21 protein-coding genes and 1 tRNA gene are annotated in these 23,661 nt (G+C 72.4%); 14 read left to right on the top strand and 8 right to left on the bottom strand.

Annotated elements, in window-relative coordinates:
* Positions 1-54: 54 nt before the first annotated feature.
* Complete coding sequence (locus tag BUB75_RS26295) at positions 55-1,224, bottom strand: PucR family transcriptional regulator (RefSeq protein WP_073260482.1); 1,170 nt, start codon at positions 1,222-1,224, stop codon at positions 55-57.
* Between the two features lie 87 nt (positions 1,225-1,311).
* Here BUB75_RS26295 and BUB75_RS26290 point away from each other — a divergent pair, with 87 nt between their 5' ends.
* The 4 genes from BUB75_RS26290 to BUB75_RS26275 all read left to right on the top strand — a co-directional run bounded on the left by BUB75_RS26290 (position 1,312) and on the right by BUB75_RS26275 (position 4,177).
* Complete coding sequence (locus BUB75_RS26290; RefSeq protein ID WP_073260481.1) at positions 1,312-2,106, top strand: alpha/beta hydrolase family protein; 795 nt, start codon at positions 1,312-1,314, stop codon at positions 2,104-2,106.
* An 80-nt stretch (positions 2,107-2,186) separates the two neighbouring features.
* Complete coding sequence (locus BUB75_RS26285; protein WP_218617770.1) at positions 2,187-2,714, top strand: PAS domain-containing protein; 528 nt, start codon at positions 2,187-2,189, stop codon at positions 2,712-2,714.
* Complete coding sequence (locus tag BUB75_RS26280; protein ID WP_073260479.1) at positions 2,711-3,643, top strand: methyl-accepting chemotaxis protein; 933 nt, start codon at positions 2,711-2,713, stop codon at positions 3,641-3,643. The genes BUB75_RS26285 and BUB75_RS26280 overlap by 4 nt, the downstream gene beginning before the upstream one ends.
* 54 nt (positions 3,644-3,697) lie before the next feature.
* Positions 3,698-4,177 carry a hypothetical protein gene (locus BUB75_RS26275; RefSeq protein ID WP_073260478.1) on the top strand — a complete coding sequence of 160 codons (480 nt, stop codon included), beginning with the start codon at positions 3,698-3,700 and terminating at the stop codon, positions 4,175-4,177.
* A gap of 90 nt (positions 4,178-4,267) precedes the next feature.
* On the opposite strand, the gene BUB75_RS26270 is transcribed toward BUB75_RS26275, so the two are convergent.
* From BUB75_RS26270 to BUB75_RS26260, 3 genes are read right to left on the bottom strand one after another with little or no spacing between them, the layout of a single operon-like run.
* On the bottom strand, positions 4,268-5,140 hold the full coding sequence (locus BUB75_RS26270; RefSeq protein ID WP_073260477.1) for an LLM class F420-dependent oxidoreductase: 873 nt from the start codon (positions 5,138-5,140) through the stop codon (positions 4,268-4,270).
* Positions 5,137-6,453 carry a TIGR04013 family B12-binding domain/radical SAM domain-containing protein gene (locus BUB75_RS26265; protein WP_073260476.1) on the bottom strand — a complete coding sequence of 439 codons (1,317 nt, stop codon included), beginning with the start codon at positions 6,451-6,453 and terminating at the stop codon, positions 5,137-5,139. The genes BUB75_RS26270 and BUB75_RS26265 overlap by 4 nt, the downstream gene beginning before the upstream one ends.
* On the bottom strand, positions 6,450-9,773 hold the full coding sequence (locus BUB75_RS26260) for an ATP-binding protein (RefSeq protein WP_073260475.1): 3,324 nt from the start codon (positions 9,771-9,773) through the stop codon (positions 6,450-6,452). Before BUB75_RS26260 ends, BUB75_RS26265 begins: the two co-directional genes overlap by 4 nt.
* 140 nt (positions 9,774-9,913) lie before the next feature.
* Between BUB75_RS26260 and BUB75_RS26255 the strand changes: the two genes are divergently transcribed.
* On the top strand, positions 9,914-10,573 hold the full coding sequence (locus BUB75_RS26255; protein WP_073260628.1) for a hemerythrin domain-containing protein: 660 nt from the start codon (positions 9,914-9,916) through the stop codon (positions 10,571-10,573).
* Here BUB75_RS26255 and BUB75_RS46470 read toward each other — a convergent pair.
* Positions 10,570-10,743 (bottom strand): hypothetical protein, encoded by a 174-nt coding sequence (locus tag BUB75_RS46470; protein ID WP_178379982.1) that lies wholly within the window; start codon positions 10,741-10,743, stop codon positions 10,570-10,572. The genes BUB75_RS26255 and BUB75_RS46470 overlap by 4 nt on opposite strands.
* Positions 10,744-11,106: 363 nt before the next feature.
* On the opposite strand from BUB75_RS46470, the gene BUB75_RS26245 reads away from it, so the two are divergent.
* The 3 genes from BUB75_RS26245 (at position 11,107) to BUB75_RS26235 (ending at position 14,069) form a co-directional block, all read left to right on the top strand.
* Positions 11,107-12,231: a sensor histidine kinase gene (locus BUB75_RS26245; protein WP_084741735.1), complete on the top strand. Its 1,125-nt coding sequence runs from the start codon at positions 11,107-11,109 to the stop codon at positions 12,229-12,231.
* The gene (locus BUB75_RS26240; RefSeq protein ID WP_073260473.1) at positions 12,228-12,881 is read left to right on the top strand and encodes a response regulator; all 654 of its coding nucleotides are present in this window, start codon (positions 12,228-12,230) and stop codon (positions 12,879-12,881) included. The genes BUB75_RS26245 and BUB75_RS26240 overlap by 4 nt, the downstream gene beginning before the upstream one ends.
* Positions 12,882-12,953: 72 nt before the next feature.
* On the top strand, positions 12,954-14,069 hold the full coding sequence (locus BUB75_RS26235) for a glycosyltransferase 87 family protein (protein ID WP_073260472.1): 1,116 nt from the start codon (positions 12,954-12,956) through the stop codon (positions 14,067-14,069).
* Here the strand turns inward: BUB75_RS26235 and aceE are convergent.
* The gene (gene aceE, locus BUB75_RS26230) at positions 14,066-16,807 is read right to left on the bottom strand and encodes a pyruvate dehydrogenase (acetyl-transferring), homodimeric type (RefSeq protein WP_073260626.1); all 2,742 of its coding nucleotides are present in this window, start codon (positions 16,805-16,807) and stop codon (positions 14,066-14,068) included. The genes BUB75_RS26235 and aceE overlap by 4 nt on opposite strands.
* 202 nt (positions 16,808-17,009) lie before the next feature.
* Between aceE and BUB75_RS26225 the strand changes: the two genes are divergently transcribed.
* From BUB75_RS26225 to BUB75_RS26210, 4 genes are all read left to right on the top strand, one after another.
* The gene (locus BUB75_RS26225; RefSeq protein ID WP_073260471.1) at positions 17,010-17,414 is read left to right on the top strand and encodes a YjbQ family protein; all 405 of its coding nucleotides are present in this window, start codon (positions 17,010-17,012) and stop codon (positions 17,412-17,414) included.
* 175 nt (positions 17,415-17,589) lie between these two features.
* The gene (locus BUB75_RS26220) at positions 17,590-18,027 is read left to right on the top strand and encodes a DUF3052 domain-containing protein (RefSeq protein ID WP_073260470.1); all 438 of its coding nucleotides are present in this window, start codon (positions 17,590-17,592) and stop codon (positions 18,025-18,027) included.
* Between the two features lie 78 nt (positions 18,028-18,105).
* Positions 18,106-18,570 (top strand): peroxiredoxin, encoded by a 465-nt coding sequence (locus BUB75_RS26215; RefSeq protein WP_073260469.1) that lies wholly within the window; start codon positions 18,106-18,108, stop codon positions 18,568-18,570.
* A 59-nt stretch (positions 18,571-18,629) separates the two neighbouring features.
* A tRNA-Val gene (locus BUB75_RS26210) sits at positions 18,630-18,701 on the top strand.
* An 86-nt stretch (positions 18,702-18,787) separates the two neighbouring features.
* Here BUB75_RS26210 and BUB75_RS26205 read toward each other — a convergent pair.
* The gene (locus BUB75_RS26205; protein WP_143175409.1) at positions 18,788-19,195 is read right to left on the bottom strand and encodes a hypothetical protein; all 408 of its coding nucleotides are present in this window, start codon (positions 19,193-19,195) and stop codon (positions 18,788-18,790) included.
* 88 nt (positions 19,196-19,283) lie between these two features.
* Between BUB75_RS26205 and BUB75_RS26200 the strand changes: the two genes are divergently transcribed.
* On the top strand, positions 19,284-19,754 hold the full coding sequence (locus tag BUB75_RS26200; protein ID WP_073260467.1) for a Fur family transcriptional regulator: 471 nt from the start codon (positions 19,284-19,286) through the stop codon (positions 19,752-19,754).
* On the opposite strand, the gene BUB75_RS26195 is transcribed toward BUB75_RS26200, so the two are convergent.
* Positions 19,707-20,651 carry an NAD-dependent epimerase/dehydratase family protein gene (locus BUB75_RS26195; protein ID WP_073260466.1) on the bottom strand — a complete coding sequence of 315 codons (945 nt, stop codon included), beginning with the start codon at positions 20,649-20,651 and terminating at the stop codon, positions 19,707-19,709. The genes BUB75_RS26200 and BUB75_RS26195 overlap by 48 nt on opposite strands.
* Positions 20,652-20,960: 309 nt before the next feature.
* On the opposite strand from BUB75_RS26195, the gene BUB75_RS26190 reads away from it, so the two are divergent.
* Positions 20,961-23,555 carry a carboxylate--amine ligase/circularly permuted type 2 ATP-grasp protein gene (locus BUB75_RS26190; RefSeq protein WP_178379981.1) on the top strand — a complete coding sequence of 865 codons (2,595 nt, stop codon included), beginning with the start codon at positions 20,961-20,963 and terminating at the stop codon, positions 23,553-23,555.
* Positions 23,556-23,661: the final 106 nt, after the last annotated feature.

The raw sequence follows: 23,661 nt of genomic DNA, 5'->3' as shown, positions 1-23,661 counted from the left end.
TGGGCCTCATTAGCCAGCGTGTGATGGTCTGAATCGGTACACCGGGTGTGGTTCTCAGGACTGGCCGTGCATCCGTCCGATCGCGAGCGCCAGTCGCAAACTGAACGCGTCCCGGGGATTGGTCGGCACCAGGCCGGTGATCTCCCCGATCCGTCGCAGCCGGTAACGGACGGTATTGGGGTGAACGAACAACATCCGTGCGGTCCCCTCCAGCGCGCCGCCGCTGTCGAGGTAGACCGAGAGCGTCTCGACGAGCGTCGGGCCCGCGGCGTCCAGTGGCTTGTAGACGTCGGACACCAGCCGCCTGCGGGCTTCGGTGTCGCCGGCCAGGACACGCTCGGGCAGCAGGTCGGCCGCGGCGACCGGACGGGGCGCGGCCGGCCAGGCCGCGACCGCACGCCAGCCGGCTTCGGCGGCGCGCGCGGACTCCGGTGCGCCGGAGAGCGTCGGCACCGCGTGGCCGACGACGACCGGGCCCGGCCCGAACTCGGCGAGCAGCATCTGGGTCGCGCGGACCGGATCGTCGGCGCCACCGAGGACGGCGACCAGCCGCTGGCCCTGCACACCGGCCAGCACGTCGAGCCCGGCGCGGCGGCCGGTGTGCACGAGGCTGTCGACGATCTGGTCCGAGTCGGTCACGGTCGCCGGGCTCGGGGCGGTGCCGATCACCACCGCCACCGGTGAGAGGTCGGTCCACCCCAGGGCGGCGGCGCGACTGGCCAGCGCGTCCGCCGGGTCACCGCGGAGCAAGGCGTCCACGAGCAGGGCTTGAAGGCGCAGGTCCCACGCGCCGCGGGTCTCGGCGGCCCTGGCGTAGACCTCCGCGGTCGCGAACGCGATCTCCCGCGAGTACCGGAGGATCGCCTCCCGCAGCTCGGACTCCTCGCCGGGCGCGGCCAGCTCGCCTGCCTGTTCCTCGGCCACCTCGACGGTGATCTTCACCATCGCCAGGGCCTGCTGCAGCGTCACCGAACGGGCCATCTCCCGGGGAGCGGCGCCGAACACGTCGCCGGTCACCTTCGGCCGCATCACCGGGCTGCGCATCCACTGCACGAGCGAGCCGATGCCTGCCTGCACCACCAGCGTGACCCAGGAGCGCTGATCAGCCGGGAGCGAGCGGAACCAGGGGAGCGTGTCGTCCATCCGGGCCACGCTCCGAGTCGCCAGCGCGCCGGACGCCCGCTCGAGGCGGCGAAGGGTGGCGGTGAGCGGGGCGGTGGTCACGGCCGAAGCGTGCCACGTCCGCGTGCGGGCTACACCGTTCGGGGCCCGGGCATTGTCCGGGCCCGCACGCGGACTAGAAAAGCTCCTATGAGCGAACCTCTGCCGGAAGGCGGCGCGCCGGGCCGGCTGGTGCGGTACGGCGACGGCCCCGATCAGGTGGCCGAGTACTACGCCGCCGAGGATCCGGTGGCGCTGGTGCTGTTCCTGCACGGCGGCTACTGGCGGGCGCGCTACGACCGGACCCACGCCCGGCCGCTGGCGGGCGCGCTGGCCGAGACCGGGTTCGCGGTGCTGCTCGCGGAGTATCGCCGGGTGGGGCAGCCCGGCGGGGGATGGCCGGGCACGCTGCGCGATGTCGCGACGGCGGTCGATGTGCTTCCGGGTGCGGTGGCGCCGGAACTGCCGCTGTTGCTCGCCGGGCACTCGGCGGGCGGGCAGCTCGCGTTGTGGGCGGCGGCCAGGCATCACCTGCCCCCGGGCGCGCCCGGCGCTCTGCTCCGGGGCGCGCCCGGCGCGGGTGACAGCGCAGTCGCCGGGGTTCTCGCGTTGGCGCCGGTCGCGGACCTGGTGGCCGCGTCGCGGCTCCGCCTCGGCGACGGCGCGACCGACGCGTTTCTCGGTGGCGGCCCGGCCGACCACCCCGACCGCTACGCGGTCGCCGACCCGGCGGCGCTGCCGCCGCCGGGTGTCCCGGTGACGGTTCTGCACGGCGCGTCCGACGACGTCGTTGTGCCGGACGTCGCCGAGCGGTACGCCGCCGACGGGCGCGCCGAGCTCGTCCTTCTGCCTGGCGCCGACCACTTCGGCGTGATCACCCCGGGGTCGCGGGAGTGGCCGCACGTCGTCGCCGCTCTGCGCGCGCTCGTCCCGATAGTCCGTTAAGCAGGCAAATGCCCGTAAGCTTGCCGCAACGTCTGCCTTATGGGGGGTATGAGGTGCGGGAAGGTGCGCGGAAAAGGCCGGTGCCGACGGGCGTGGAACGGACGCTCGGCGAGGACGAGTTGATCGTCAGCAAGACCGACCCGAAGGGGATCCTGACCTACGTCAACGACGTGTTCCTCCGGATGTCGGCCTACACGGAGGACGAGGTGCTCGGCCAGCCGCACAACATGATCCGGCACCCCGACATGCCGCGCTGCGTCTTCAAACTGCTCTGGGACACGATCAAGTCCGGGCAGGAGATCTTCGCCTACGTGGTCAACCTGGGCGGGGACGGCGCGCACTACTGGGTGCTAGCCCACGTCACGCCGTCCTTCGGCCCCGCGGGCCAGATCGTCGGATACCACTCCAACCGCCGCAGCCCCGACCGGCTGGCGATGGACATCATCCGCCCGCTCTACGGGGAGCTGGTGGCCGAGGAGCGTCGGCACTCCCGCCCCGCCGAGGCGATGGCCGCGTCGACCGCGATGCTGCACGAGCGCGCGGACGCGGCCGGCGGTTACGAGCGGTTCGTCTGGTCGCTGGAGTCGACGAAGGTGGGCGGCCGGTGAAGTCGCGTGGGGGCGCCGACGGCCTGTCCGAGCTCGAGGTCTACCGCGCGGTGCTGCGGGCCGTCGCCGCGACCAGCGAGGCCGCCAGCAACGGCGACTTCGAGGCGCGGGTTCCGCGGCTGCCCGGCGAGGACGTACATCCGGACGTCGCCACCACCCGGCACAGCATCAACCACCTGCTCGACATGACCGACGCGTTCGTCCGGGAGGCCGGTGCGTCGCTCGCCTCGGCCACCGAGGGCCGGTTCCACCGGCGGTTCCTGGAGCGGGGGATGCACGGTGCGTTCCGCGCCGGCGCCCGGTCGATCAACCAGGCCCGGGACGCGATGCAGGTCGGCGCCCGGCAGGCCGAGGAGGTGGCCGGCCATCGGCTGGAGCTGGCCGGTGAGTTCGAGAGCGCGGTGCTGTCGGTGGCCGAGCACGTCGCCGCCGCGTCCACCGAGCTCGGCGCGTCGGCACAGACTCTCGCGACCGCGACCCGGAACGCGGTCGACGCCACCGACCAGGCCACCGGCACGATCCAGACGATGAGCGAGGCGTCCGCGCAGATCGCGCAGATCGTCCAGATCATTACGAAGATCGCCGCGCAGACCCGGCTGCTGGCGTTGAACGCCACGATCGAGGCCGCCAGGGCCGGCGAAGCCGGCAAGGGCTTCGGTGTGGTCGCGACCGAGGTCAAACAACTGGCGGACGAGACGTCGCGCGCCAGCGAGCGGATCCTTGAACAGGTCACCGACGCCGGTTCCCGGACGGACGACGCGGTGGGGGCCATCCGCAGCGTCACCGCCTCGGTCTCCGAGATGGACCAGATGGCGGCCGGTATCGCCGAGGCGGTCGAGGGCGGCGGGGGTGTGGGTGGCCTGTCGCAGATGGCCGAGACGCTGAGCAGCGAGGTGACGAAGTTCCTGGGAGTGCTACGTCAGGGTTGATCTCTGGCGTGTCACATCTGTGTAATTACGTCACCGAAGTTCTACTCTGTGCGTATGGCGAAGCATCGTGCGATTTGTCCGTCTCTGGTCACTGTCGCGTCCCTCCTGACCCTGGTGCTCGGGGCCGCGGTCATGGCCGAGGTCGTGATCGCCGCGGTGCCCGGAGCCCTGTTCTGGCAGTTGGGCGTGGGCTGGGTGGCCTGCTCGGTGGCTCTCGGGCTGCGCGAGGGGCGCCGCTGGGCGCTGTACGCCGCCGCGACGCTGGCGGTGATCAGCCCCGGCCTCGCGATCGTCGCGGCGGACGAGGTCGCGGCGGTGGCCGCGGTTCCGTTCCTGCTGGCGCCCACCGCGCTGGCGCTGCTCGTCCCCGAGCGGTCGGCGCGCTGGCTGCGCCGTCGCCGCCCGGTGGCCGCCACGGTCGGCGCCCCGGTGGGTGCGCCGGCCGGAGCCCCGACCCGTACGTCGGCCGCGCTCGCGGTCCAGAGCGACTACGCCCTCGTCGGCGTCGCGCCCGGTGGACGCGTGAGCGGGTGAGCTCCCCGGGCTGAGGGCCGGTGAAATCACCGGTCGGGGAGCCACGGCCGGCGAGCGCTGAGCGCTCGCCGGCCGCGCCGTTCTCCGGGCTCAGATGTCGCGTAGGCGGGGCAGGACGCGCTCGGTCACCTCGAGCGTCCACGTCGACGGGTCGTCGGTGCCCTTCGGGCTGAGCCAGACCTGTTCGACGCCGACCTTGGCGTACTCCTCCATCGCGCGGAGGAACCCGTCGGTGTCGCGGATCGGGTCCAGGCTGGTGATGATCGTCTTCTCGATCTGCGCCGGGTCGCGGCCGACGTCCGCGCAGTGTCGGCTCAGGACGTCGATCTTGTGCGCCACGGTCTCGACGTCCGGCGCGAACAGGTTGCACGCATCGCCGTACTGCGCGACCAGCCGCAGCGTCTTCTTCTCGCCGGAACCGCCGATCATCACCGGTGGGCCGGGCTGCTGGATGGGCTTGGGCTGACAGATCGTCTCCGCCAGCGAGTAGTGCGTGCCCTCGTACGGACCGTCGTCGTCGCTGAACATCTGCCTCGTGATCCGCAGCGTCTCCTCCAGCCGCTCGAACCGTTCGGCGACCGGCGGGAACGGGACGCCCAGCGCGCGGTGCTCCTTCTCGTACCAGGCGGCACCGATGCCGAACATCGCCCGGCCGCCGGAGAGGACGTCCAGCGTCGCGACGGTCTTCGCGAGCAGGCCCGGGTGGCGGTAGGTGACGCCGGTGACGAGCAGCCCGAGCCGGACCTTGCGGGTGATCCCGGCGAGGAAGCCCAGCCCGGTGTACCCCTCCAGCATCGGCTCGGTCGCCGGGGCCATGGCCTCCATCTGGAACCAGTGGTCCATCAGCGTGAACGTGGTCGCTCCACCCTCGTCCGCGGCGCGCGCGGTCGCGGCGAGCAGCGGCGCGATCGTGGTGTTCCCACCCGGGTAGGAGAAGTTCGGATAGTGGATCGCAAGTTTCACGTCTCGAACGTAACCGGCCCCGCCCTCCGGCGCGGGATTCGGCGGGGGTAGGCCTTCGCGGTTTCGGCGAGGCGTTCGGCGTGCTCGGCTTGGCGTCGCCAGTGGCCGTAGAGCGCACCCTTGGCGGCCAGCCGGTCGAACGTCGTGATCGTGTCGGCCGAGACGAACGCCGGCTCGGCGTCCCGCCACGGCGTGCCGGGCAGTGGCATGAACGTGTGCGCGTGCACCCGCCCGCCCAGGTCGGCGACCGCCTCCGCCAGCCGCAGGGACGCCTCGGCGTCCGCGGCCTCCTCGCCGGGCATCCCGAACAGGAAGTCGACGTTCGGCCGGAACCCCGCCTCGACGGCGATCCGGACGGCGTCGAGCACCGGCCCGGCGCCGTGGCCGCGCCGGGACGCTGCCAGCATCCGGTCGGACCCGGACTGTGCCCCGATGATGATGTTGTCGTTCGAGACGTACTTCCGGAGCATCCGCATCGCTTCGGGCGTCACGTGCTCCGGCCGCACCTCCGACGGGAACGACCCGAAGAACAGCCGGCCGTGCGGTGGCAACTCCGCCCGCACCGTGCCGAGCAACTCCTCCACCGCGTCCAGGTTCGGCTCGTCGGTCTGGGTGCCGTAGGAGAGCGACGTCGGCGTGGTGAACCGGACGTCCTTCATCCCGTCGTCCACCATGGCCTTCACGTGCCACCGGACGTTCTCCACGCTGCGGTGCCGGAACCGGGCCGAGAACATGAACGGCGTCTGGCAGAACTTGCAGGCGTAGATGCAGCCGCGCGTCAGCTCGATCGGGCCGAACTTGTGGTAGCGCAGCGAGAACGAGCCGAACGCGTCCAGTTCCCGGGTCACCGCGGGCCCGGTCCGCAGCGCGACACCGTCCGCGTCCCGCACGGCCAGCCCGCGGACGCCGGTCAGCGGAGCGCCGGTGCCGACGGCGTCCACCAGCCGGATCACGGTCGTCTCGCCCTCGCCGATCGCCGCGACGTCCCAGCCCGCGTCGAGTACCTGCTGCGGTTCGGCGGTCGCGTGCACACCGCCCGCGACGTGCAGCACTCGCTCGTCGTCGGCCAGCGTGCGGATCGTCGCGAGTTCCACGGCGAGCGCGGCGGCGTCCGGCGAATAGAAGGACCAGAGGACGAGCACGCGGTCAGCCGACCGCAGGCCCTCGGTGATCGCCTCCGCGGTCGCCTCCGGCGAGGTCGCGAACGCGACCGTGAACGGCGTTTCGGGTGGTTCGGCCTCCAGCGCGCCGAGCAGCGCATGGTGGCCGTAGGTCACGGCCTTCCGGTACCGAAGGACGACGGCGACGCTCACCCCGCCATTCTGACGGACGCCAGCGCGCGGTCGAGGTAGTGCTGGGCGCCCGCGCGGCGAGCCAGCACCTCGGCCGCGGCGTAGTGGGCAGCCGCCGCCTCGGCGTCGCCGAGATACCGGGCCGCGTCGCCGAGGTACTGGGCGACCGGCGCGAACGTCAGCGTCCCGGTGATCCCGCCGCAGAGCTGATCCTGGTACGGCCGGAGCGTCCGGTACGTGGCGCGCACGACCGCGGGCTCGTCGAACGCGATCGCGGTGGTGATCCGGCACGCGTACCAGCCGGGGGCCAGGAAGTCCGGCGGTAGTTCCTCGTCCGGCCGCCAGATGCTCCGCGCCTCGTCGAGCCGTCCGGCCGCGAGCAGGATCCGGGCTTGCGGTTCGTGGGCGATGCGTCCGAACTCGGCAAGCGTGGGCAGCTCGCCGGCGAGCGCGGCCAGCGCGTCCTCGCCGCGCGCCTCGGCCACCCCGACGCGCGCGGCGAACCCGAGCAGCGGACCGCCGTTGCCGCCCGCAGCCGTGATCGCGTCCGCCAACTCGGAGTAGGCCGCGTCGGCCTGCGCGAACCGCCCGGCGAGCGAGTGCCGGAGCCCGAGCGCGGCGATGCCGACCAGCCGCGCAGCGCCCAGGTGCAGTTGCGAGGTCATCTCGTCCGCGGCGCGGCGGTGCCGGTCGAACGCGTCGACGTCCCCGGTGGCGGCTGCGACCTGCGCCGACGCCTGCTCACCGAGCAGCGCGAGCAACACCCGGCCCGACCGCCGTCCGACGTCCAGCGCGGTCCGGGCCAGGTCCCGCCGCCGCTCCAGTGGAACGCCGAAGTACGACGTCCGCAGCGCGGCCGCGGTCGCGAGACCGATCAGGTCCGGGTCGCCGGAGCGCCCGGCGAGGGCCACCGCTTCGTCGGCCAGTTCCCGGCGCCGGGCGGCCGAGATGCCGGCCGCCGGGTCCTCGGACTCGTTGACCAGCGCGCACAGCAGCCGGCAGCGGTCGTCGTCGTCCGCGCTGCTCGCCAGCAGCGCGGAGACCTCCGCGACCAGCGCCGGATCGTGGTGCCGGAACCGGCCCTGCAGCCAGAGCGTGGGGACGGCCCACGCGGTCATCGCGGTGCCGAGCAGCGCCGGATTGGCCGCCGCCCTGGCCAGCGCGATCGCCTCACCTCGCGCGACGACCGCCTCCGCGCGGGCGCCCTGGGTGGTCAGCGCGCGGCAGAGCGAGAGCAGGAGCGCGACCCGGTCGCGGGCGGGGGAGCCTGCGGTCGCGGCGGCGTCCGCGGCCTGCCGCCAGAGCCGCGCGGCCTCGGTGTACGCGCTCCGGCTCTCGGCTTGGGACGCCGCGCGCCCCGCCGCCGACGCCGCGGCGGCGCTGTGGCCAGGGCCGGCCAGGGCGTAGTGGCGGGCCAGGGCCGCGACGTCGTCGGGACGGACCCGGCTGACGGCCTCGGCGACCAGCCCGTGCCAGCGCGAGCGGCGGGGTGGCGAGATCTGGTGGTACAGCGCGTCGCGGGTGAGCAGGTGGCTGAACCGCAGCCGGTCGCCGTCGGCCTCCAGGAGCCCGGCGACCAGAGCGGCGTCCACCGCGTCGAGCACGTCGTCCTCGTCGACGCCGGTGTCCTGGAGCAGCTCCAGCAGGACGTCGAGGTCGACCTCGCGGCCCACGACGGCGGCGAGTTTGAGGACGGTTGGTCCGGGGGCGGGCAGCAGCGAAACCCGGTGCCGGACGACGTCCAGAACACCGGCCGGGACCGCGGGCGCCTCGGTGGTGCCCAGCAGCAGTCCCAGCTCACGGGCGTAGAACGGGTTGCCGTCGCTGCGCCGGACCGCGTTCGCGACCGCGAGGTCGTCCAGCGGGCGGGCCGCGGCGGCCCGGACCAGTGCCTCCACCGCCTCGGCGGGCAGCGCGCCGAGCGGCACCCGCGCCGGGTGATGGCGCGCCACCTTCGCCAGCGCCGACTCCAGCGGCCCGGCGACCTCGCCGTCCCGGTACGCGACGACGGTCGTGACCGCGGCCCCGTGCAGGTTCCCCAGCAGGTGGCACAGCAGGTCGAGCGTCGCCTGGTCGGCGCGGTGGGCGTCGTCGAGGATCAGCAGCAGCGGACACTCGGCGGCGAGCGTCCGGAGGAACGTGGTGGCCGCGTGCCGCAGCCGGAACCGGAGCGTCGCCGGGTCGACGTCGGCGGGCGCGCTGTCGTCGACCAGCAGCGGTCGCAGCTCCGGGACGTCGTCCGCGCCGGGCAGTGCCCGCAGCAGTTCCACCCAGGGCCAGAGCGCGGGGGCGCCGTCCACTTCGGGGCAGTGTCCCCAGGCGACGCGCCAGCCCTGCGAGCGGCGGTGCCGATCGAGTGCGGTGAGCACCGCGCTCTTTCCGCTGCCCGCGTCGCCGGTGACCAGCGTGAGCGGCGCTGAGGCGTCGCGCAGCCGGGCGAGAACGTCGGCCCGCCCGAACAGCGCGGGCGGCGGTACCAGCGCCACGCCCTCGGTCAGGGCCGAGACCCCGGCTCCGGCGCCGGCCCAGGCCTCGGCCCCGGCCGCCGGCCCAGCCGACGCCGAGGTGGCCGACGCCGCCGTGGCGGGCGCTGCGAGGGACTGTGCTGTCAGCGACGGGGCCTGGGCGAGGATGTCGGCTTCCAGCGCGCGTAGCGCCGGCCCCGGATCCACGCCCAGCTCGTCCCGCAGCGACTCCCGCGCCCGTCGCAGGGCCCGGAGCGCGTCGGCCTGCCGGTGCGCGCGGTAGAGCGCCAGCGCCAGCAGCTGCCACCGCTGCTCCCGCAGCGGTTCATCGTCGACCATCGCTTCGAGCTCGGCGATCAGCGGGCCGGTGTCACCCCGTTCCAGGCGGACGCCTGCCAGCGTCTCCCGTGCCGCCGACCGCAGTTCGCCGAGTCGCGTCCGCTCGGCGACGGCCCAGGGCGCCTCCGGGTAGTCGGCGTACGGATCGCCGCGCCAGAGGTGCAGGGCGGACTCCAGCCCGTCCGGGTCACCGCGTTTCACCGCCTGCTCGAACCGCCAGGCGTCCACCGCGTCGACATCCACCCGCAGCGCGTAGCCGGCGGGCAGGCTGACGATCAGGCCGGTCCTGGCCCGCGCCGGACGGTCGGGTTCCAGCGCCCGGCGGAGGTGCGAGACGTAGGCCTGCAGCGCGCTCTGCGGCTTCGGTGGCGGTTCGTCCGGCCACAGCGCCCCGATCAGCCGCTCGGCGGGCACCACCGCACCCCGGGCGACGACGAGCAGGGCCAGCACGGCTCGCTGACGTCGGCCACCGAGGTCGATCGGTTCACCGTCGCGAGACGCGCTGACCCCGCCCAGCACGGCGAACTCCAGCCCCACGGCGGGTCACGCTAGCCGTCGTCACCGCACCGGACCGCGTAACGGTCAGCCACCCGACTGGGCGGATCAAGCGCTCCGCAAGAGCGACTCAAGAGCGCGGGGTGACGCTGCCGGCGACAACCGACCGACCGGAGGATCCGATGACCACCGCCACCGCTCACCCCGCCGTGCCCGACCTGTCCGCGTTCCTGCTCGCCCACGCGGGCTTCCGGGTGGAGTTCGGCCGCCTCGCCGAAGCGCTCCCGCACCCGCGGGACGCCGCCCACGCGGCGCTGCTGGAGGACCAGGCCGACTTCCTGCTGTCCTACCTGCACCACCACCACAGCGACGAGGACACCGTGATCTGGCCGTGGCTGCGGGAGCGAGCCCCGCGCTCGGCGCCGCTGCTGGACGAACTGGAGGAGCAGCACGAGCAGATCGACCCGGACGTCGCCCTCGCGGGCGATCGGTCCCGCCCGGTCGCCGAACGCGCCGCGGCGTTCGCCCGGCTCCACGTGGCGCTGAACCGCCATCTGGACGACGAGGAGCGCACCGCGGTCCCGCTGATCCACCAGCACGTCAGCCACGCGGAGTGGCTGGCGCACGGGCAGGAAGTGGTCAAGAGCTACGACAAGAAGCGACTGCCGCTGCTGTTCGGCTGGGCGTGCGGCGCGGGTGCTCCGGCGTTGGTCGCCCAAGCGCTGGCCGAGTTCCCGGTGCCGATCCGGGTGCTGTTCCGGCTGGTCTGGTGGCCGGCCTACCGTCGTCGGCACCAGGCGCTGTACGGGACGCCGCTGCGCCGCCGCGCCGACCGTCCTTAGAGCGGGCTGGTGGGCGGACCGGCGCCGGGGCGCTGGCTCGGGAAGACCACGCCGGGGGGCGGACCGGGCGGAGCGTCCGACGGCGACGGCGGCCGCTCCGGCGCGACGTTCCACGTCAGGGTCACCGAAACCGGGGCACGGGCGCCGGGCGTGGGGGACTCGTAGGTCACGTCGACTCGATCCGGTCGTCCCGGTGCACCGTTGCAGACGCACTGCGCGAGCCACGTCCCGGAGGGCGTCCGGTCGGGACCGTCCGGCGCGGAGCTAATGACGACAGCTGTTCCGTCGGAGAGTCGGACCTGGTCGGGCACGAGGGATCGCCTCCTTAGCGGGAGCCCGGCCGGTTCGGGGCATGGGGCATCGCAGGCGTCGTTGATCTGAGATGACCGGTGTTGCGCGGACGGCCGGGGTGACCACGCGCTAGCTGGGGGTTACCCGCTCATCCGGGGGGCAATCGGATCGAACCAGGGTGGCCTCGGGGCGTACGCCCGCAGGCCACTGTGTGGACGGCGTCGCGTCGTTACGGTGGCCGGATGGATGGTGCCCTGCCGCAACGTCGAGTCTTGGCGCTGGTGTCGGTGGTGGTCGTGGTGGTGCTGAGCCTCCTGTACGTGCTGCCGTACGGAACGGCGGGGGCGGCCGGTCCCTGGCTCGTGCCCCCGCTGATCGTGGTACTGGGCTGGCCGCTCGTGGCGCTGCGGCGCCACCCAGTATCCGCGCTGTCGGTGGTGCTGCTGTCCACCGTGGCCCTGACCCCGCTGCTGGACGTCGAGGTCGTCGGGCCCGTGGGGGTGCTGGCGATGGACGCGGCCGTCGGACGGCTCGCGGCCACCCGGTCCTGGCGGGTCTCGCTTCCGGGCGCGGTGGTGGCGCTGCTGGTCCAGGCCGCGCTCGCCGCGACGTTCTACATGACGGCGGCCGACGACGCTCAACGCTCGATCGCGCTCCTGACGCTGATCATGGTCTGCGTGTGGACGATCGGGAACTCGGTGCGGCAGCGCAGCGAGTTCGTCCGGGCGCGGCGGGTCGAGGAGACCGAGCGTGCGGTCACCGCCGAGCGCCTCCGCATCGCCCGCGACCTGCACGACCTGATCGCCCACAGCATGGGCGTGATCGCGATCCAGGCCGGCGTCGGCCGCCGCGTCATCGACAACCGCCCCGACGAGGCCCGGAACGCGCTCGACGCGATCGAGACCACCAGCCGGGAGACGCTCGCCGAGCTGCGCCGGACGCTCACCGCGCTCCGCCGCACCGAGCCCGAGGGCCTGCCGACCGCGCCGTCACCCGGTCTCGCCGACCTCGACCGGCTGATCACCACGGCCGCGGACGCCGGGGTCCGGGTGGAGGTCGAGCGCACCGGCGCGATCCGGGACCTGCCGGGAGATCTCGACCTGTCCGCGTACCGGATCGTCCAGGAGGCGGTGACGAACGTCGTGCGCCACGCGAGCACCGACCGATGCCGGGTCCTGCTGGACTACCGCGACGACGCGCTCTCGATCGAAGTGCTCGACGACGGGCCCGGCACCGGCGCGCCCGGCACCGGATACGGCCTGGTGGGAATGCGCGAGCGGGTGACGCTGCTCAACGGACGATTCACCGCCGGGCCGCGTCCCGAAGGCGGGTTCTGCGTGGCGGCGTCCATTCCGGTGCCCTCATGATCCGGATCGTGCTCGCCGACGACCAGCCGCTGATCCGCACCGGCCTGCGCGTGCTGCTCTCCGAGACGCCGGACCTGAAACTGGTCGGCGAGGCGGCAACCGGCACCGAGGCGGTGGCGCTGGCCGAGCGGCTGCTGCCGGACGTCGTCGTGATGGACCTGCGGATGCCGGAGATGGACGGCATCGAAGCGACCCGCGCGATCAGCGCGGCCACCCCGGACGTCCGTGTGCTGGTGCTGACGACGTTCGACGACGACGAGTACGTCTACGGGGCGCTGCGGGCCGGAGCCAGCGGCTTCCTGGTCAAGGACATGGGGCTGGACGAGATCCTGGCGGCGATCCGCGTGGTGGCCGGCGGCGACGCGCTGATCGCACCGAGCGTCACCCGGCGCCTGGTCGACATGCTGGCCGGCCGCACGGCAGCCCCACCCGAGCGTCCGTCGGCCAACGGGATCACCGACCGGGAACGCGAAGTGCTGACGCTGGTCGGACGCGGACTGTCGAACGCCGAGATCGCGTCCGAGTTGTTCATCAGCGTCGCCACCGCCAAGGCGCACGTGGCGCGGCTACTGACGAAGCTGGACGCCCGCGACCGGGTGCAACTGGTGATCCTGGCCTACCAGTTCGGCCTCGTCAGCCCACGGGATTAAGCCTGCTGACCAGGGGCGATATCGCCCGCGGAGCGATGTGGACGGACGGTGCCCGGCGGCAGCGTCTAGCGCATGTCGAAACTGCGCGTCGCGTTCGGGGTCCAGCTGCTGGTCGTGGTGGTGTTCACCCTGCTCTGGAACCCGCTGGACTTCTCCATCTACCGGCTCGGCGGGCAGGTCGTCGGCGACGGCACCCGGCTCTACCTCGAACAGCAGGCCGCGCACTGGTTCACGTACACCCCGTTCGCGGCGGTCACGTTCGTACCGCTCTCGGCGGTGCCGCTCGTGCTCGCGCGGACGCTCTGGGCACTGGCGTCGGTTGCCGCGTTCGTGGTCGCCTGCCGCGGAGTGCTCGCGCTGGCGGGCTATCGGCGCGTGCTCGCCGTGGTGGTCGTCGGCGGGCTGCTGCTCGAGCCGGTCTGGCACTCGCTGTTCCTGGGGCAGATCAACCTGATGCTTTGTGCGCTGGTGGTGACCGACCTGCGGCGGGGCGCGTCCGGGAGGTGGGCGGGCATCGGCATCGGGATCGCGGCGGCGATCAAGCTGACCCCCGGGATCTTCATCGTGCTGCTGCTGGCCGCGGGACGGGTCCGGGCCGCGATGATCGCCGGGGCGACGTTCGCCGGCGGGACGCTGCTCGGGTTCCTGGTGGCCCCGGATGCCTCGCTCGTGTACTGGCGGGACATCTTCTACGACACGACGCGGGTCGGCGTGCCGTACGTCAGCAACCAGTCGCCCTATGGGGCGCTGGTGCGGCTGCCGGGTGAGGTCGGCGGGTGGTACGTCCTCGTGCCGCTGGTCCTCGGAGCCGTCGGGATCGGAGTGGCCGCCGTGTACGCCCGGCGCGGGGACTGGCTCGCCGCGCTGGCCACCACCGGGCTGACCGGTCTGCTGGTGTCGCCGATCTCGTGGAGCCATCACTGGGTGTGGGCGCTACCGGCGCTGGTGGTGCTGGTGCGGGACGGTTACCGCCGAGCCGCTCTGGCCGCCGTCGTGGTGTTCGCGACGTCGCCGATGTGGGCCACCCGCCTCGTCGACCGCCCGGGCGAGCCCTGGCTCGCCGTGCCGTTCACGGTCGTCCAGAACGCGTACCTGCTCCTCGGGCTCGCACTCCTCGCGCACCTCACGCTGTGCCTACAGAAACGCTCCGGCACCGTCGAAACGGCACCGGAGCGTGTTCTGGCTTAGGACGCGCCGCCGGTCTCGCCCGGAGGGGCCGCGGTCACGTCGTCGATGCGGTACTTCGCGACCGCGTCCGCCGCCACCGAGGCCTCGATCTCGCCCCGGCGGGCCAGCGCCCGCAGCGTCGCCACCGCGATCGACTCGGCGTCCACCTTGAAGTGCCGCCGCAGCGCGTGCCGGGTGTCGGACGCGCCGAACCCGTCGGTGCCGAGCGAGGTGTAGTCGCTCGGAACCCAGCGCGAGATCTGGTCCGGCACCGCCCGCATCCAGTCGCTGGACGCGATGACCGGCCCCTCGGAGTCGGCCAGCTGGGCAGTGACCCACGGCGTCCGCGGCTCGGCGTCCGGATGCAGGAGCGCGTCACCGTCCGCGGCGACCGCGTCCCGCCGGAGCTCGGTCCAGGACGTCACCGACCACACGTCGGCCGAGACGTTCCAGTCCTCGGCCAGCAGCTGCTGGGCCCGCAGGGCCCAGGGCAGTGCGACGCCGGACGCGAGCAGCTGCGCCCGCGGCGCGCCGTCCACGGTCCGCCGCGACGGCGCGAACTTGTACAGACCCCGGAGGATGCCCTCCTCGGTCACGTGGTCCGGCATCGCGGGCTGGACCATCGGCTCGTTGTAGACGGTCAGGTAGTAGTAGATGTTCTCCGGGTCGTCCCCGTACATCCGGCGGAGAGCGTCCTCGGTGATCACCGCCACCTCGTACGACCAGGCCGGGTCGTACGAGACGACCGCCGGGTTCGTCGAGGCCAGCAGCAGCGAGTGGCCGTCCTCGTGCTGGAGCCCCTCGCCGTTCAGCGTCGTGCGGCCCGCGGTGGCGCCGAGCACGAACCCGCGGGCCAGCTGGTCGGCGGCCGCCCAGAACGCGTCGCCGGTCCGCTGGAAGCCGAACATCGAGTAGAAGATGTAAACCGGGATCATCGGTTCGCCCTGGGTGGCGTACGACGTCCCGACCGCGGTGAACGACGCGACCGAACCGGCCTCGTTGATGCCCTCGTGCAGGATCTGGCCCTGCTGCGACTCCTTGTACGCCAGCATCAGCTCGCGGTCGACCGAGGTGTAACCCTGGCCGTGCGGCGAGTAGATCTTGGCGGTCGGGAACAGCGAGTCCATGCCGAACGTCCGTGCCTCGTCCGGGATGATCGGTACGAAGCGGGCCCCGATGTTCTTGTCCTTCATCAGGTCCTTGAGCTGCCGGACGAAGGCCATCGTGGTGGCGATCTTCTGCTTGCCGGAGCCCTTCTTCAGCTGCGCGTAGGCGTCCTTGCCGGGCAGCTGGAGCGGCGTGGCCTTCACGACCCGCTTGGGAACCGAGCCGCCGAGCTGGCGACGACGCTCCATCAGGTACTGGTACTCGTCCGAGTCCTTGCCGGGGTGGTAGTACGGCGGCAGGTACTTGTCGAGCTTCTCGTCCGGAATGTCGATGTAGAGCCGGTCGCGGAAGGCCTTCAGGTCCTCCACCGTCAGCTTCTTCATCTGGTGGGTGGCGTTGCGGGCCTCGAAGTGGCTGCCCAGCGTCCAGCCCTTGATCGTCTTCGCGAGGATCACGGTCGGCTGGCCGGAGTGCTCGGTCGCGGCCTTGTAGGCGGCGTAGAGCTTCCGGTAGTCGTGGCCACCACGCTTGAGGTTCCAGATCTCGTCGTCCGAGAGGTGCTCGACCATCTTGCGGGTGCGCGGGTCGCGCCCGAAGAAGTGCTCGCGGACGAACGAGCCGGACTCGGCCTTGTAGGTCTGGAAGTCACCGTCCGGCGTGGTGTTCATGAGGTTCACCAGCGCGCCGTCGGTGTCGGCGGCCAGCAGCGGGTCCCACTCGCGGCCCCAGACGACCTTGATGACGTTCCAGCCGGCGCCGCGGAAGAACGCCTCCAGCTCCTGCATCACCTTGCCGTTGCCGCGCACCGGGCCGTCGAGCCGCTGCAGGTTGCAGTTGATGACGAACGTGAGGTTGTCGAGCTCCTCGCGGGCGGCCAGGCCGATCGCGCCGAGCGACTCGGGCTCGTCCATCTCACCGTCGCCGAGGAACGCCCAGACGTGCTGCTTGCTCGTGTCGCGGATGCCGCGCGACTGCAGGTACCGGTTGAACCGGGCCTGGTAGATCGCGTTGATCGGGCCGAGACCCATCGAGACGGTGGGGAACTCCCAGAAGTCCGGCATCAACCGCGGGTGCGGGTAGCTGGACAGGCCGCCGCCGGGGTGCGAGAACTCCTGCCGGAACCCGTCGAGCTGGTGCTCGGTCAGCCGGCCCTCGAGGTACGCCCGCGCGTACATGCCCGGGGACGCGTGCCCCTGGAAGAAGATCTGGTCACCGCCGCCCGGGTCGTCGTGACCGCGGAAGAAGTGGTTGAAGCCCACTTCGTACAGGCTCGCGCTGGACGCGTACGTCGAGATGTGACCGCCGACCTCGACGCCGGGACGCTGCGCCCGGTGCACGAGGATCGCGGCGTTCCACCGCATGTACGCGCGGAGCCTGCGCTCGATGTGCTCGTCGCCGGGGAACCACGGCTCCCGCTCCGGCGGGATGGAGTTGATGTAGTCGGTGCTGCGCAGCGCAGGTACGCCGACCTGCTTCTCGCGGGCACGCTCCAGCAGGCGCAGCATGATGTACCTGGCCCGCTGACGGCCGGCGTTGTCGATCACTGCATCCAGCGACTCGAGCCACTCGGACGTCTCCGTGGGGTCGATGTCCGGGAGCTGACTGGGCAGCCCGTCGCTGATCACCGGGAGCCGTTCGCGTGAGTTCGCCACGTCGATCCTCGTCACACTCGTCGGTGGGTAGGTCCGGTCGATCACGGTCGGCGACCGGCCGAGGCCACTTTTCGCTTTACCGATCCATCCTGCCCCCTGGTGGCCTGGATGGTTAGCGCCGGGGGACCGTTACTGGTGGGTAGTGTGTTCGCCCGCACCACCCGTCGCAGCGGACACGGAGGCGACGGGCAGGATAGGGGATGTGGACAGCGAGATCATCACCGTCCGTACCGGATCCAAGCCGGTCGTGCTCGACCTGACGGACAAGGCGTCGGCGTTCGTCCGAGGTCGGGGCGACGGCCTCCTGCACGTCTTCGTCCCGCACGCGACCGCAGGCCTGGCCGTCCTGGAGACCGGTGCGGGTAGCGACGACGACCTACTGGCAGCGCTGGAGGACCTGCTGCCGGCCGACGACCGGTGGAAGCATCGGCACGGCAGCCGCGGGCACGGGCGCAGCCACGTGATGCCCGGGCTGATTCCGCCCTATGCGTCGCTGCCGGTGCTCGGCGGCGCGCTCGCGCTGGGAACCTGGCAGAGCCTGTGCCTGGTTGACCTGAACGTCGACAACCACGATCGCCAGGTCCGCTTCTCGTTCCTCGCCGGGTGAGTGTGAGGGGGCCTGACCTGCGGGTACAAACCTGGCGCAGGTGGTCCGTCAATACCCGGTGGGCGCGACGCGTCGCGTCCATCTGAGGCCAACACTTGCGTTGCGCTGGATGAATGTGTGGACTACCGGACTAGGCGGCGACGCGCCGCCATCAGTAGGAGGAGGGAACCGAAGAGTGAGCGCGACCGCGGGTCACGCCGACGGCGTCAAGAGCCCGGCCGACCGGCTCGGCATCCAGCCGGGCATGGTGGTCATGGAGATCGGCTTCGAGGAGGACTGCGCCGAGGAGCTGCGTGACGCCGTTGCCGACCGGGTGGGTGACGACCTGGTCGACGAGGACTCCGACGAGGTCGTCGACGTCGTCATGCTCTGGTGGCGGGAGGACGACGGTGACCTGTTCGATGCACTGGTCAACGCGCTGAGCCCGCTCGCCGACAACGGCGTCGTCTGGCTTCTGACGCCGAAGGCCGGCCGGCCGGGGCACGTCGAGCCGAGCGACATCAGCGAGGTCGCTCCGACCGCTGGCCTTCAGCAGACGTCGAGCATCAGCGCCGCGCAGGACTGGTCCGGTGCGCGACTCGTCGCACCGAAGGCGGCGCGCTCCAAGCGCTGACCTGGGCCGCCCGCCGGCACCGGCAGCGTTCGCTCCGGTGCGTCTTTGGCGTGCGTTCACTCGAGGAGGGACAAACTCATGCCCGTCGAGGTCGGTGACCTGGCCCCGGACTTCACGCTCGCGGACCAGAACAACCAGCCGGTGTCGCTGTCGTCGTTCAAGGGCGACAAGAACGTGCTCGTGGTGTTCTATCCGCTCGCGTTCTCCGGGGTGTGCTCCGGCGAGCTGTGCGCGCTGCGTGACGACCTGCCGCGGTTCCAGAACGACCGCGTGCAGATCCTGACGATCAGCGTCGACTCGTTCTTCGTGCACCGGGTGTGGGCGGACCAGGAAGGTTTCGACTTCCCGCTGCTGTCGGACTTCTGGCCGCACGGGGCGGTGGCGCAGAGTTACGGCGTGTTCGACGAGCAGAAGGGCTCCGCGCGGCGCGGGACGTTCCTCGTCGACACCGAGGGCGTCGTGCGGTGGAAGGTCGTCACCGAGCTCGGCGTCGCCCGCTCGGCCACCGACTACGCGAGCGCGCTCGCGGCCTTGGAGTCGTGACGGGGGTTCGCGTTACGGGTGGCGGGCTGCGGCCCGCTACCCTCAGAGGAGTCCCATCCGGGCGCATAGCTCAGCGGAAGAGCACTCGCCTTACAAGCGAGGGGTCGTAGGTTCGAACCCTACTGCGCCCACCTGCACGGCCCGCCCAGAACGACGCTGGACGGGCTCCACCGCCGTTTTCTTAAGGGAGGGCCGTCCCGCCGTTATTGGGCGTTCGCTACTGCGGCGGGCACTCGGCGGGGAGGTCTCGTTCCAGGATGTTCGTGGCTCTGGCGTAGTCGGCGCCGCGGATGGCGGTCGCCATGTTGTCGCCGATCAGGGCCAACTCCTGATCGGCGGCTTTCCGGGCCTCGCCCGCGAACCGCTCCCACTGCACCGGGTCCGGGTTGCCGCCGAACAGCGCGGCCATGTCCATTGCCCAGTCGCAGAGCTCCGCGTGCGTCAGCGGCACCAGCGGTCTCGTCTGCAGCGGCGACGGCGACGGCGACGGCGAGGGCGCCGGTAACGCGCTGGAGGTGACCGGGGCCGGGCTCGGCGGCGTCGGCGTGGGAGCCGGATCGTCGTCGCGCAACAGCGAGCAGCCGGCCACGGTGGCGAGCAGAAGCAGAGCAGCGAGGGCGCGCACGGCGCCGAGAGTAAGGGCAGCCGCCCCGTGCGGGAAGATTCTTTCGGGTCCGAGGATTGGATCTGTTCCAGCTTGGTAACCCGGGTCCGTGGTTACCACGACCGACGAGAACCGGGAGCGGCTGCGTTCGGCCGGCCTCCGGATCACCACGCCGCGCCTCGCCGTGCTCACGCTGCTCGCTCAGGGCGGCCATCACACGGTCGACGAACTGACCGACGCCGTCCGCGCGCGCATCGGCGCGGTGTCGACCCAGGCGATCTACGACGTGCTGGCCGCGCTCGTGGACAGCGGCCTGGCCCGGCTGATCGAGCCGGCCGGGAGCGCACGGCGCTACGAGGCGCGGGTGGCCGACAACCACCATCACCTGGTGTGCCGGGATTGCGGCCGGATCGAGGACGTCGACTGCGCGATCGGCTCCGCGCCCTGTCTCGTCCCCTCCGACCACCGCGGCTTCCAGCTGGACGAGGCCGAAGTCACCTGGTGGGGCCGGTGTCCTTCGTGCGTGGCCAGGTCAGCAAACGGCCAGCGCGTCGCTGGACTCCCAGAGGTCGCGGAGTGACGTTTCCAGGGAGCGTGTCGGGGCCCAGCCCAGGGCGCTCCGGGCGGCGCTCACGTCGCACTGCTGCCACGGCACCGCGGTGTCCCGGTGGATTCCGCCACCGTCGGTCCGCAGCCCGCCGGTGTAACCGGCCAGCGTCAGCAGCGTGTTCACCATCTCGCGCACCGGTGTCGCCACCCCGCTGCCGACGTTGAGCACCGAGGGCAACGCGCCGTGGCCGCGCGGCCGGAGCGCGGCCATCGCGACCGCGTCCGCCACGTCCCGGACGTCGACGTAGTCGCGGACGTCGTCCAGCGGGCCGGTGGCGATCACGCCTGCGCCCTCCGCCTCGACCTGGCGCAGCTGCGCGACCACCCGCCCGGGGATCGTGGTCGTCGGCGCCTCCGGGCCGATCGGCGTGGTCACGCGCAGCGCGACCGCGTCCAGACCGGCCGCGGCCGCGGTCCGCACCAGCCAGGTGGCGGCCAGCTTCGAGAGGCCGTACGTGGAGACCGGCCGCTCCGGCGTGTCCTCGCTGGCCGCGATGCCCGCGGGCACGCGTCCGTACTCGGCGGCCGAGCCGACGTGCACGAGCCGCATCGGCTGCCCGGATGTGAGCAGCGCGTCGACCAGGTTGCCGACCGCAACCAGGTTGTTCGCGGCCATCGCCGCCGGGTCCGTGTTCGGTGCGGAGGCGGCGCCCGCGCAGTTCACCACGGTGTCGGGGCTGACCTCCCGGACCGCGTGGGCGACCCCGACGACACCGTCGGTCAGGTCGAGCTGCACGTCAGCGTGGACGTCGCCGCGCCGCGCGACCGTGATGACCGTGACGCCGGGCTCGGATGCGAGCCGGGCCCGGACGTGGTGCCCGACGAACCCGTCCGCTCCGAGCAACAGGAGTCGCGTCTGCGTCGTCATGGCACCGTAATGCCCTAATTGTGAGCAAATCACGCCTGTGAATTCCGGCGGCGCCGAGCGTTCCGATCGAGCGAGGTTCGCTCTGGTCCGGGTAGGGCACCATGAGTTCGGCGCCCGAACAGCAGGATGAACCGGACGATGGGGAGGTCTCGATGTGTTGCCGGGAATTTACCGGCTCCTCACGGCTTGGGTACGCAAGCCGGAAACCATCGGGGCTCGCTAGTCCAGCCGCCAGTGGGCGGCACACGCAAAGGCGGTGGATAGGTGGGCGGAGAGCGTGAGGCTGTGGTGACGCCGACGGTTCGACAGGTGGCGGACGCCGCCACGGTCCGGGCATCGGAGCCGTTGACGCTCGGCGTCGAAGAGGAGTTCCACGTCGTCGACCTGGACAGCCGCGAGCTGGTCCCGCGTGCGCCGGAGCTGCTCGCGCACCTGCCCGCCGCGTCGTACTCGCCCGAGCTGCACCGCTCGGTGGTCGAGACGAACACCCAGGTGCACACCAGCCTGGAGCGGCTCCGCGACGAACTCGTCGCGCTCCGCCGCCAGGCCTGCGAGGTCGCGGACGCCGTCGGACTGGGCATCGTCGCCGCGGGCACGGTCCCGCTGGTGGACGTCGAGGAGCTGTCGGTCACTCCGAACGCCCGCTTCGAGCGGATGCTCGACGACTACCAGCTGCTCGCCCGTGAGCAGCTGATCTGCGGCGCGCAGGTCCACGTCGGCCTGCCCGACCGGGACGTCGCGGTCGCGGTCGCCCAGCGGGTCTCCCAGTACCTGCCGGTGCTGCTGGCGATCTCGGCCAGCTCTCCGTTCTGGATGGGGGAGGACACCGGTTACGCGAGCATCCGGTCGTTGCTCTGGCAGCGCTGGCCCACCGCGGGTGCCAGCGGGCTGGTCGAGTCGGCCGAGGACCACGACGCGCTGGTGGCCGAGCTGATCGCGTCCGGGACGATCACCGACCCCGCGATGATCTACTTCGACGTACGGCCGTCGGCTCACGTCCCCACGCTCGAACTACGGGTCACCGACGCCTGTCCCGCAGTCGACGACGTCGTCCTGCTGGCCGGTCTGTTCCGGGCCCTGGTCCGGCGTGAGCGCGACGCGGTGGCCAACCACTACCCCCTGCCGCGCATTCGGGGACCGCTGCAGCGGGCCGCGATGTGGCGGGCCGCGCGTTCCGGGCTCGAAGGTGACCTCGTCGACCTGTCCGGGTTCGCACGTCCGGTACCGGCCGCCGAGGCCGTCCGTGGGCTGGTCGACTCGCTCCGGCCGCAGCTGGAGGCCGCGGGCGACTGGGAGTACGTGTCGGCGCTGGCCGGTCAGGCGCTGGCCCGCGGCAGCGCGGCCGACCGCGCGCGGCGTGCGTTCGCCCGCCGCGGCCGGCTCGCCGACGTCGTCGACATGCTGCTGGCCGAGACGCGCGCCGGTGGCGCGGTCACGGTCGGCGGCTTCGGTGGCCAGGAGGCGCTGCTCGCCGGCTACCTCACCGGCGACGCGCTGGTGCGCCCCGACGGCGACGAGGTGATCGCCGAGGACGGCAGCGTCGTCCCCGCGTACGAGCCGATGCTGCAGGTGCTGGAGCGGCTCGGGGCGGGCGGGATCCGCGACCGGGAGAAGGAGCGGGACGCCGAGCAGCGGTCCCACCGGATGACGTTCCGGGTGGCCGGCGAGACCACCGCCCGGCTGTTCCCGTTCGACGTGATCCCGCGGATCGTCCAGGGCGACGACTGGGAGGCGCTCGGCCGCGGCCTGGTCCAGCGAGCCCGCGCGCTGGACGCGTTCCTGCGGGACGTCTACGCGGACCGCGAGGTCGTCAACGACGGCGTCGTCCCGGCCTGGGTGGTCGACGGCGCACCCGGCCTGCTGCCGCTGGCCGCGCTGATCCGCCAGCCGGTCCGGGCGCACATCGCCGGGATGGATCTGGTCCACGACGCGTCCGGCCACTGGAGCGTCCTCGAGGACAACCTGCGCGTGCCCTCCGGCCTCGGCTACGCGGTGCAGAACCGCCGGCTGACCGAACACATCTGGCCCGACCTGCCCCGGCCTGCCGGGTTGCTGTCGGTGGAGACGCTGCCCGCCTTACTGCGGACGACGCTGGAAGCCGCGGCGCCGCCTCGCATGTCCGGCCGGGGCGGCGGCCCGCAGGTCGTCGTGCTGAGCCAGGGCCCGGTCGACTCCGCGTGGTTCGAGCACCAGCTGCTCGCCGAGGAGATGGGTGTGCCGGTCGTCCGCACGACCGACCTCGTCGTCGACGACCGCGCGGTCTACCTGCACCGGCACGGGACCCGGCGCCGGGTCGACGTGATCTACCTGCGGATCGACGAGGACACGCTGGTCCACGCGCCCGCCGGGGACGGGCGGCCGCTCGGGCCGCCGCTGCTCTCCGCGGTCAGCGCGGGCACGGTGACGCTCGCGAACGCGCCCGGCAACGGCGTCGGCGACGACAAGGCGGTGTACGCCTACGTCCCCGACTTCATCGAGTACTACCTGGGGGAGAAGCCGCTGCTCGCGCACGTCCCCACCTACCTGTGCGGCGACCCGGAACAGCGCGACGAGGTGCTCCGCAGGCTGGACCAGCTGGTCGTCAAGCCGGTCGACGGGTACGGCGGCGAGGGCGTGCTGATCGGGCCGCGCGCCACCGACGAGGAGATCGACGCGGTGCGCCGCCAGATCCGGGCGGCACCGCACCGCTGGATCGCGCAGGAGACCCTGCACCTGTCCACGAACCCGGTGTTCGACGGCAGCCGGCTCACACCACGCCACGTGGACCTGCGGGCGTTCGTGCTCCTGGGCGACAGCCCGGCGGTGGCTCCGGTGGCGTTGACGCGGGTGGCTCCGGAAGGCAGCCTGGTCGTCAACTCTTCCCGCGGTGGCGGGGCGAAGGACACCTGGATCCTGGGGGCCTGACGCGCCACGGGCTGTGGCGCATGCGACGTCGATCCGCGCATGAGAACCGGTAATCGCGGACACCAATCGGGGAAGTTACACCTGAGACACGCCCGTGTAACCGGGA

This window comes from Cryptosporangium aurantiacum (assembly GCF_900143005.1).
GTDB lineage: Bacteria > Actinomycetota > Actinomycetes > Mycobacteriales > Cryptosporangiaceae > Cryptosporangium > Cryptosporangium aurantiacum.
The sequence above is the reverse complement of the archived record's forward strand: the minus strand, read 5'-3'. Positions and strand labels throughout refer to the sequence as shown.

Bases quoted from the DNA above. Each gene is read 5' to 3' on its own strand.
- BUB75_RS26290 (WP_073260481.1), top strand. From the start codon at position 1,312: ATGAGCGAACCTCTGCCGGAAGGCGGCGCGCCGGGCCGGCTGGTGCGG.
- BUB75_RS26235 (WP_073260472.1), top strand. From the start codon at position 12,954: ATGTCGAAACTGCGCGTCGCGTTCGGGGTCCAGCTGCTGGTCGTGGTG.
- BUB75_RS26195 (WP_073260466.1), bottom strand. From the start codon at position 20,651: ATGACGACGCAGACGCGACTCCTGTTGCTCGGAGCGGACGGGTTCGTC.
- BUB75_RS26245 (WP_084741735.1), top strand. From the start codon at position 11,107: ATGGATGGTGCCCTGCCGCAACGTCGAGTCTTGGCGCTGGTGTCGGTG.
- BUB75_RS26215 (WP_073260469.1), top strand. From the start codon at position 18,106: ATGCCCGTCGAGGTCGGTGACCTGGCCCCGGACTTCACGCTCGCGGAC.
- BUB75_RS26275 (WP_073260478.1), top strand. From the start codon at position 3,698: ATGGCGAAGCATCGTGCGATTTGTCCGTCTCTGGTCACTGTCGCGTCC.
- BUB75_RS26240 (WP_073260473.1), top strand. From the start codon at position 12,228: ATGATCCGGATCGTGCTCGCCGACGACCAGCCGCTGATCCGCACCGGC.
- BUB75_RS26255 (WP_073260628.1), top strand. From the start codon at position 9,914: ATGACCACCGCCACCGCTCACCCCGCCGTGCCCGACCTGTCCGCGTTC.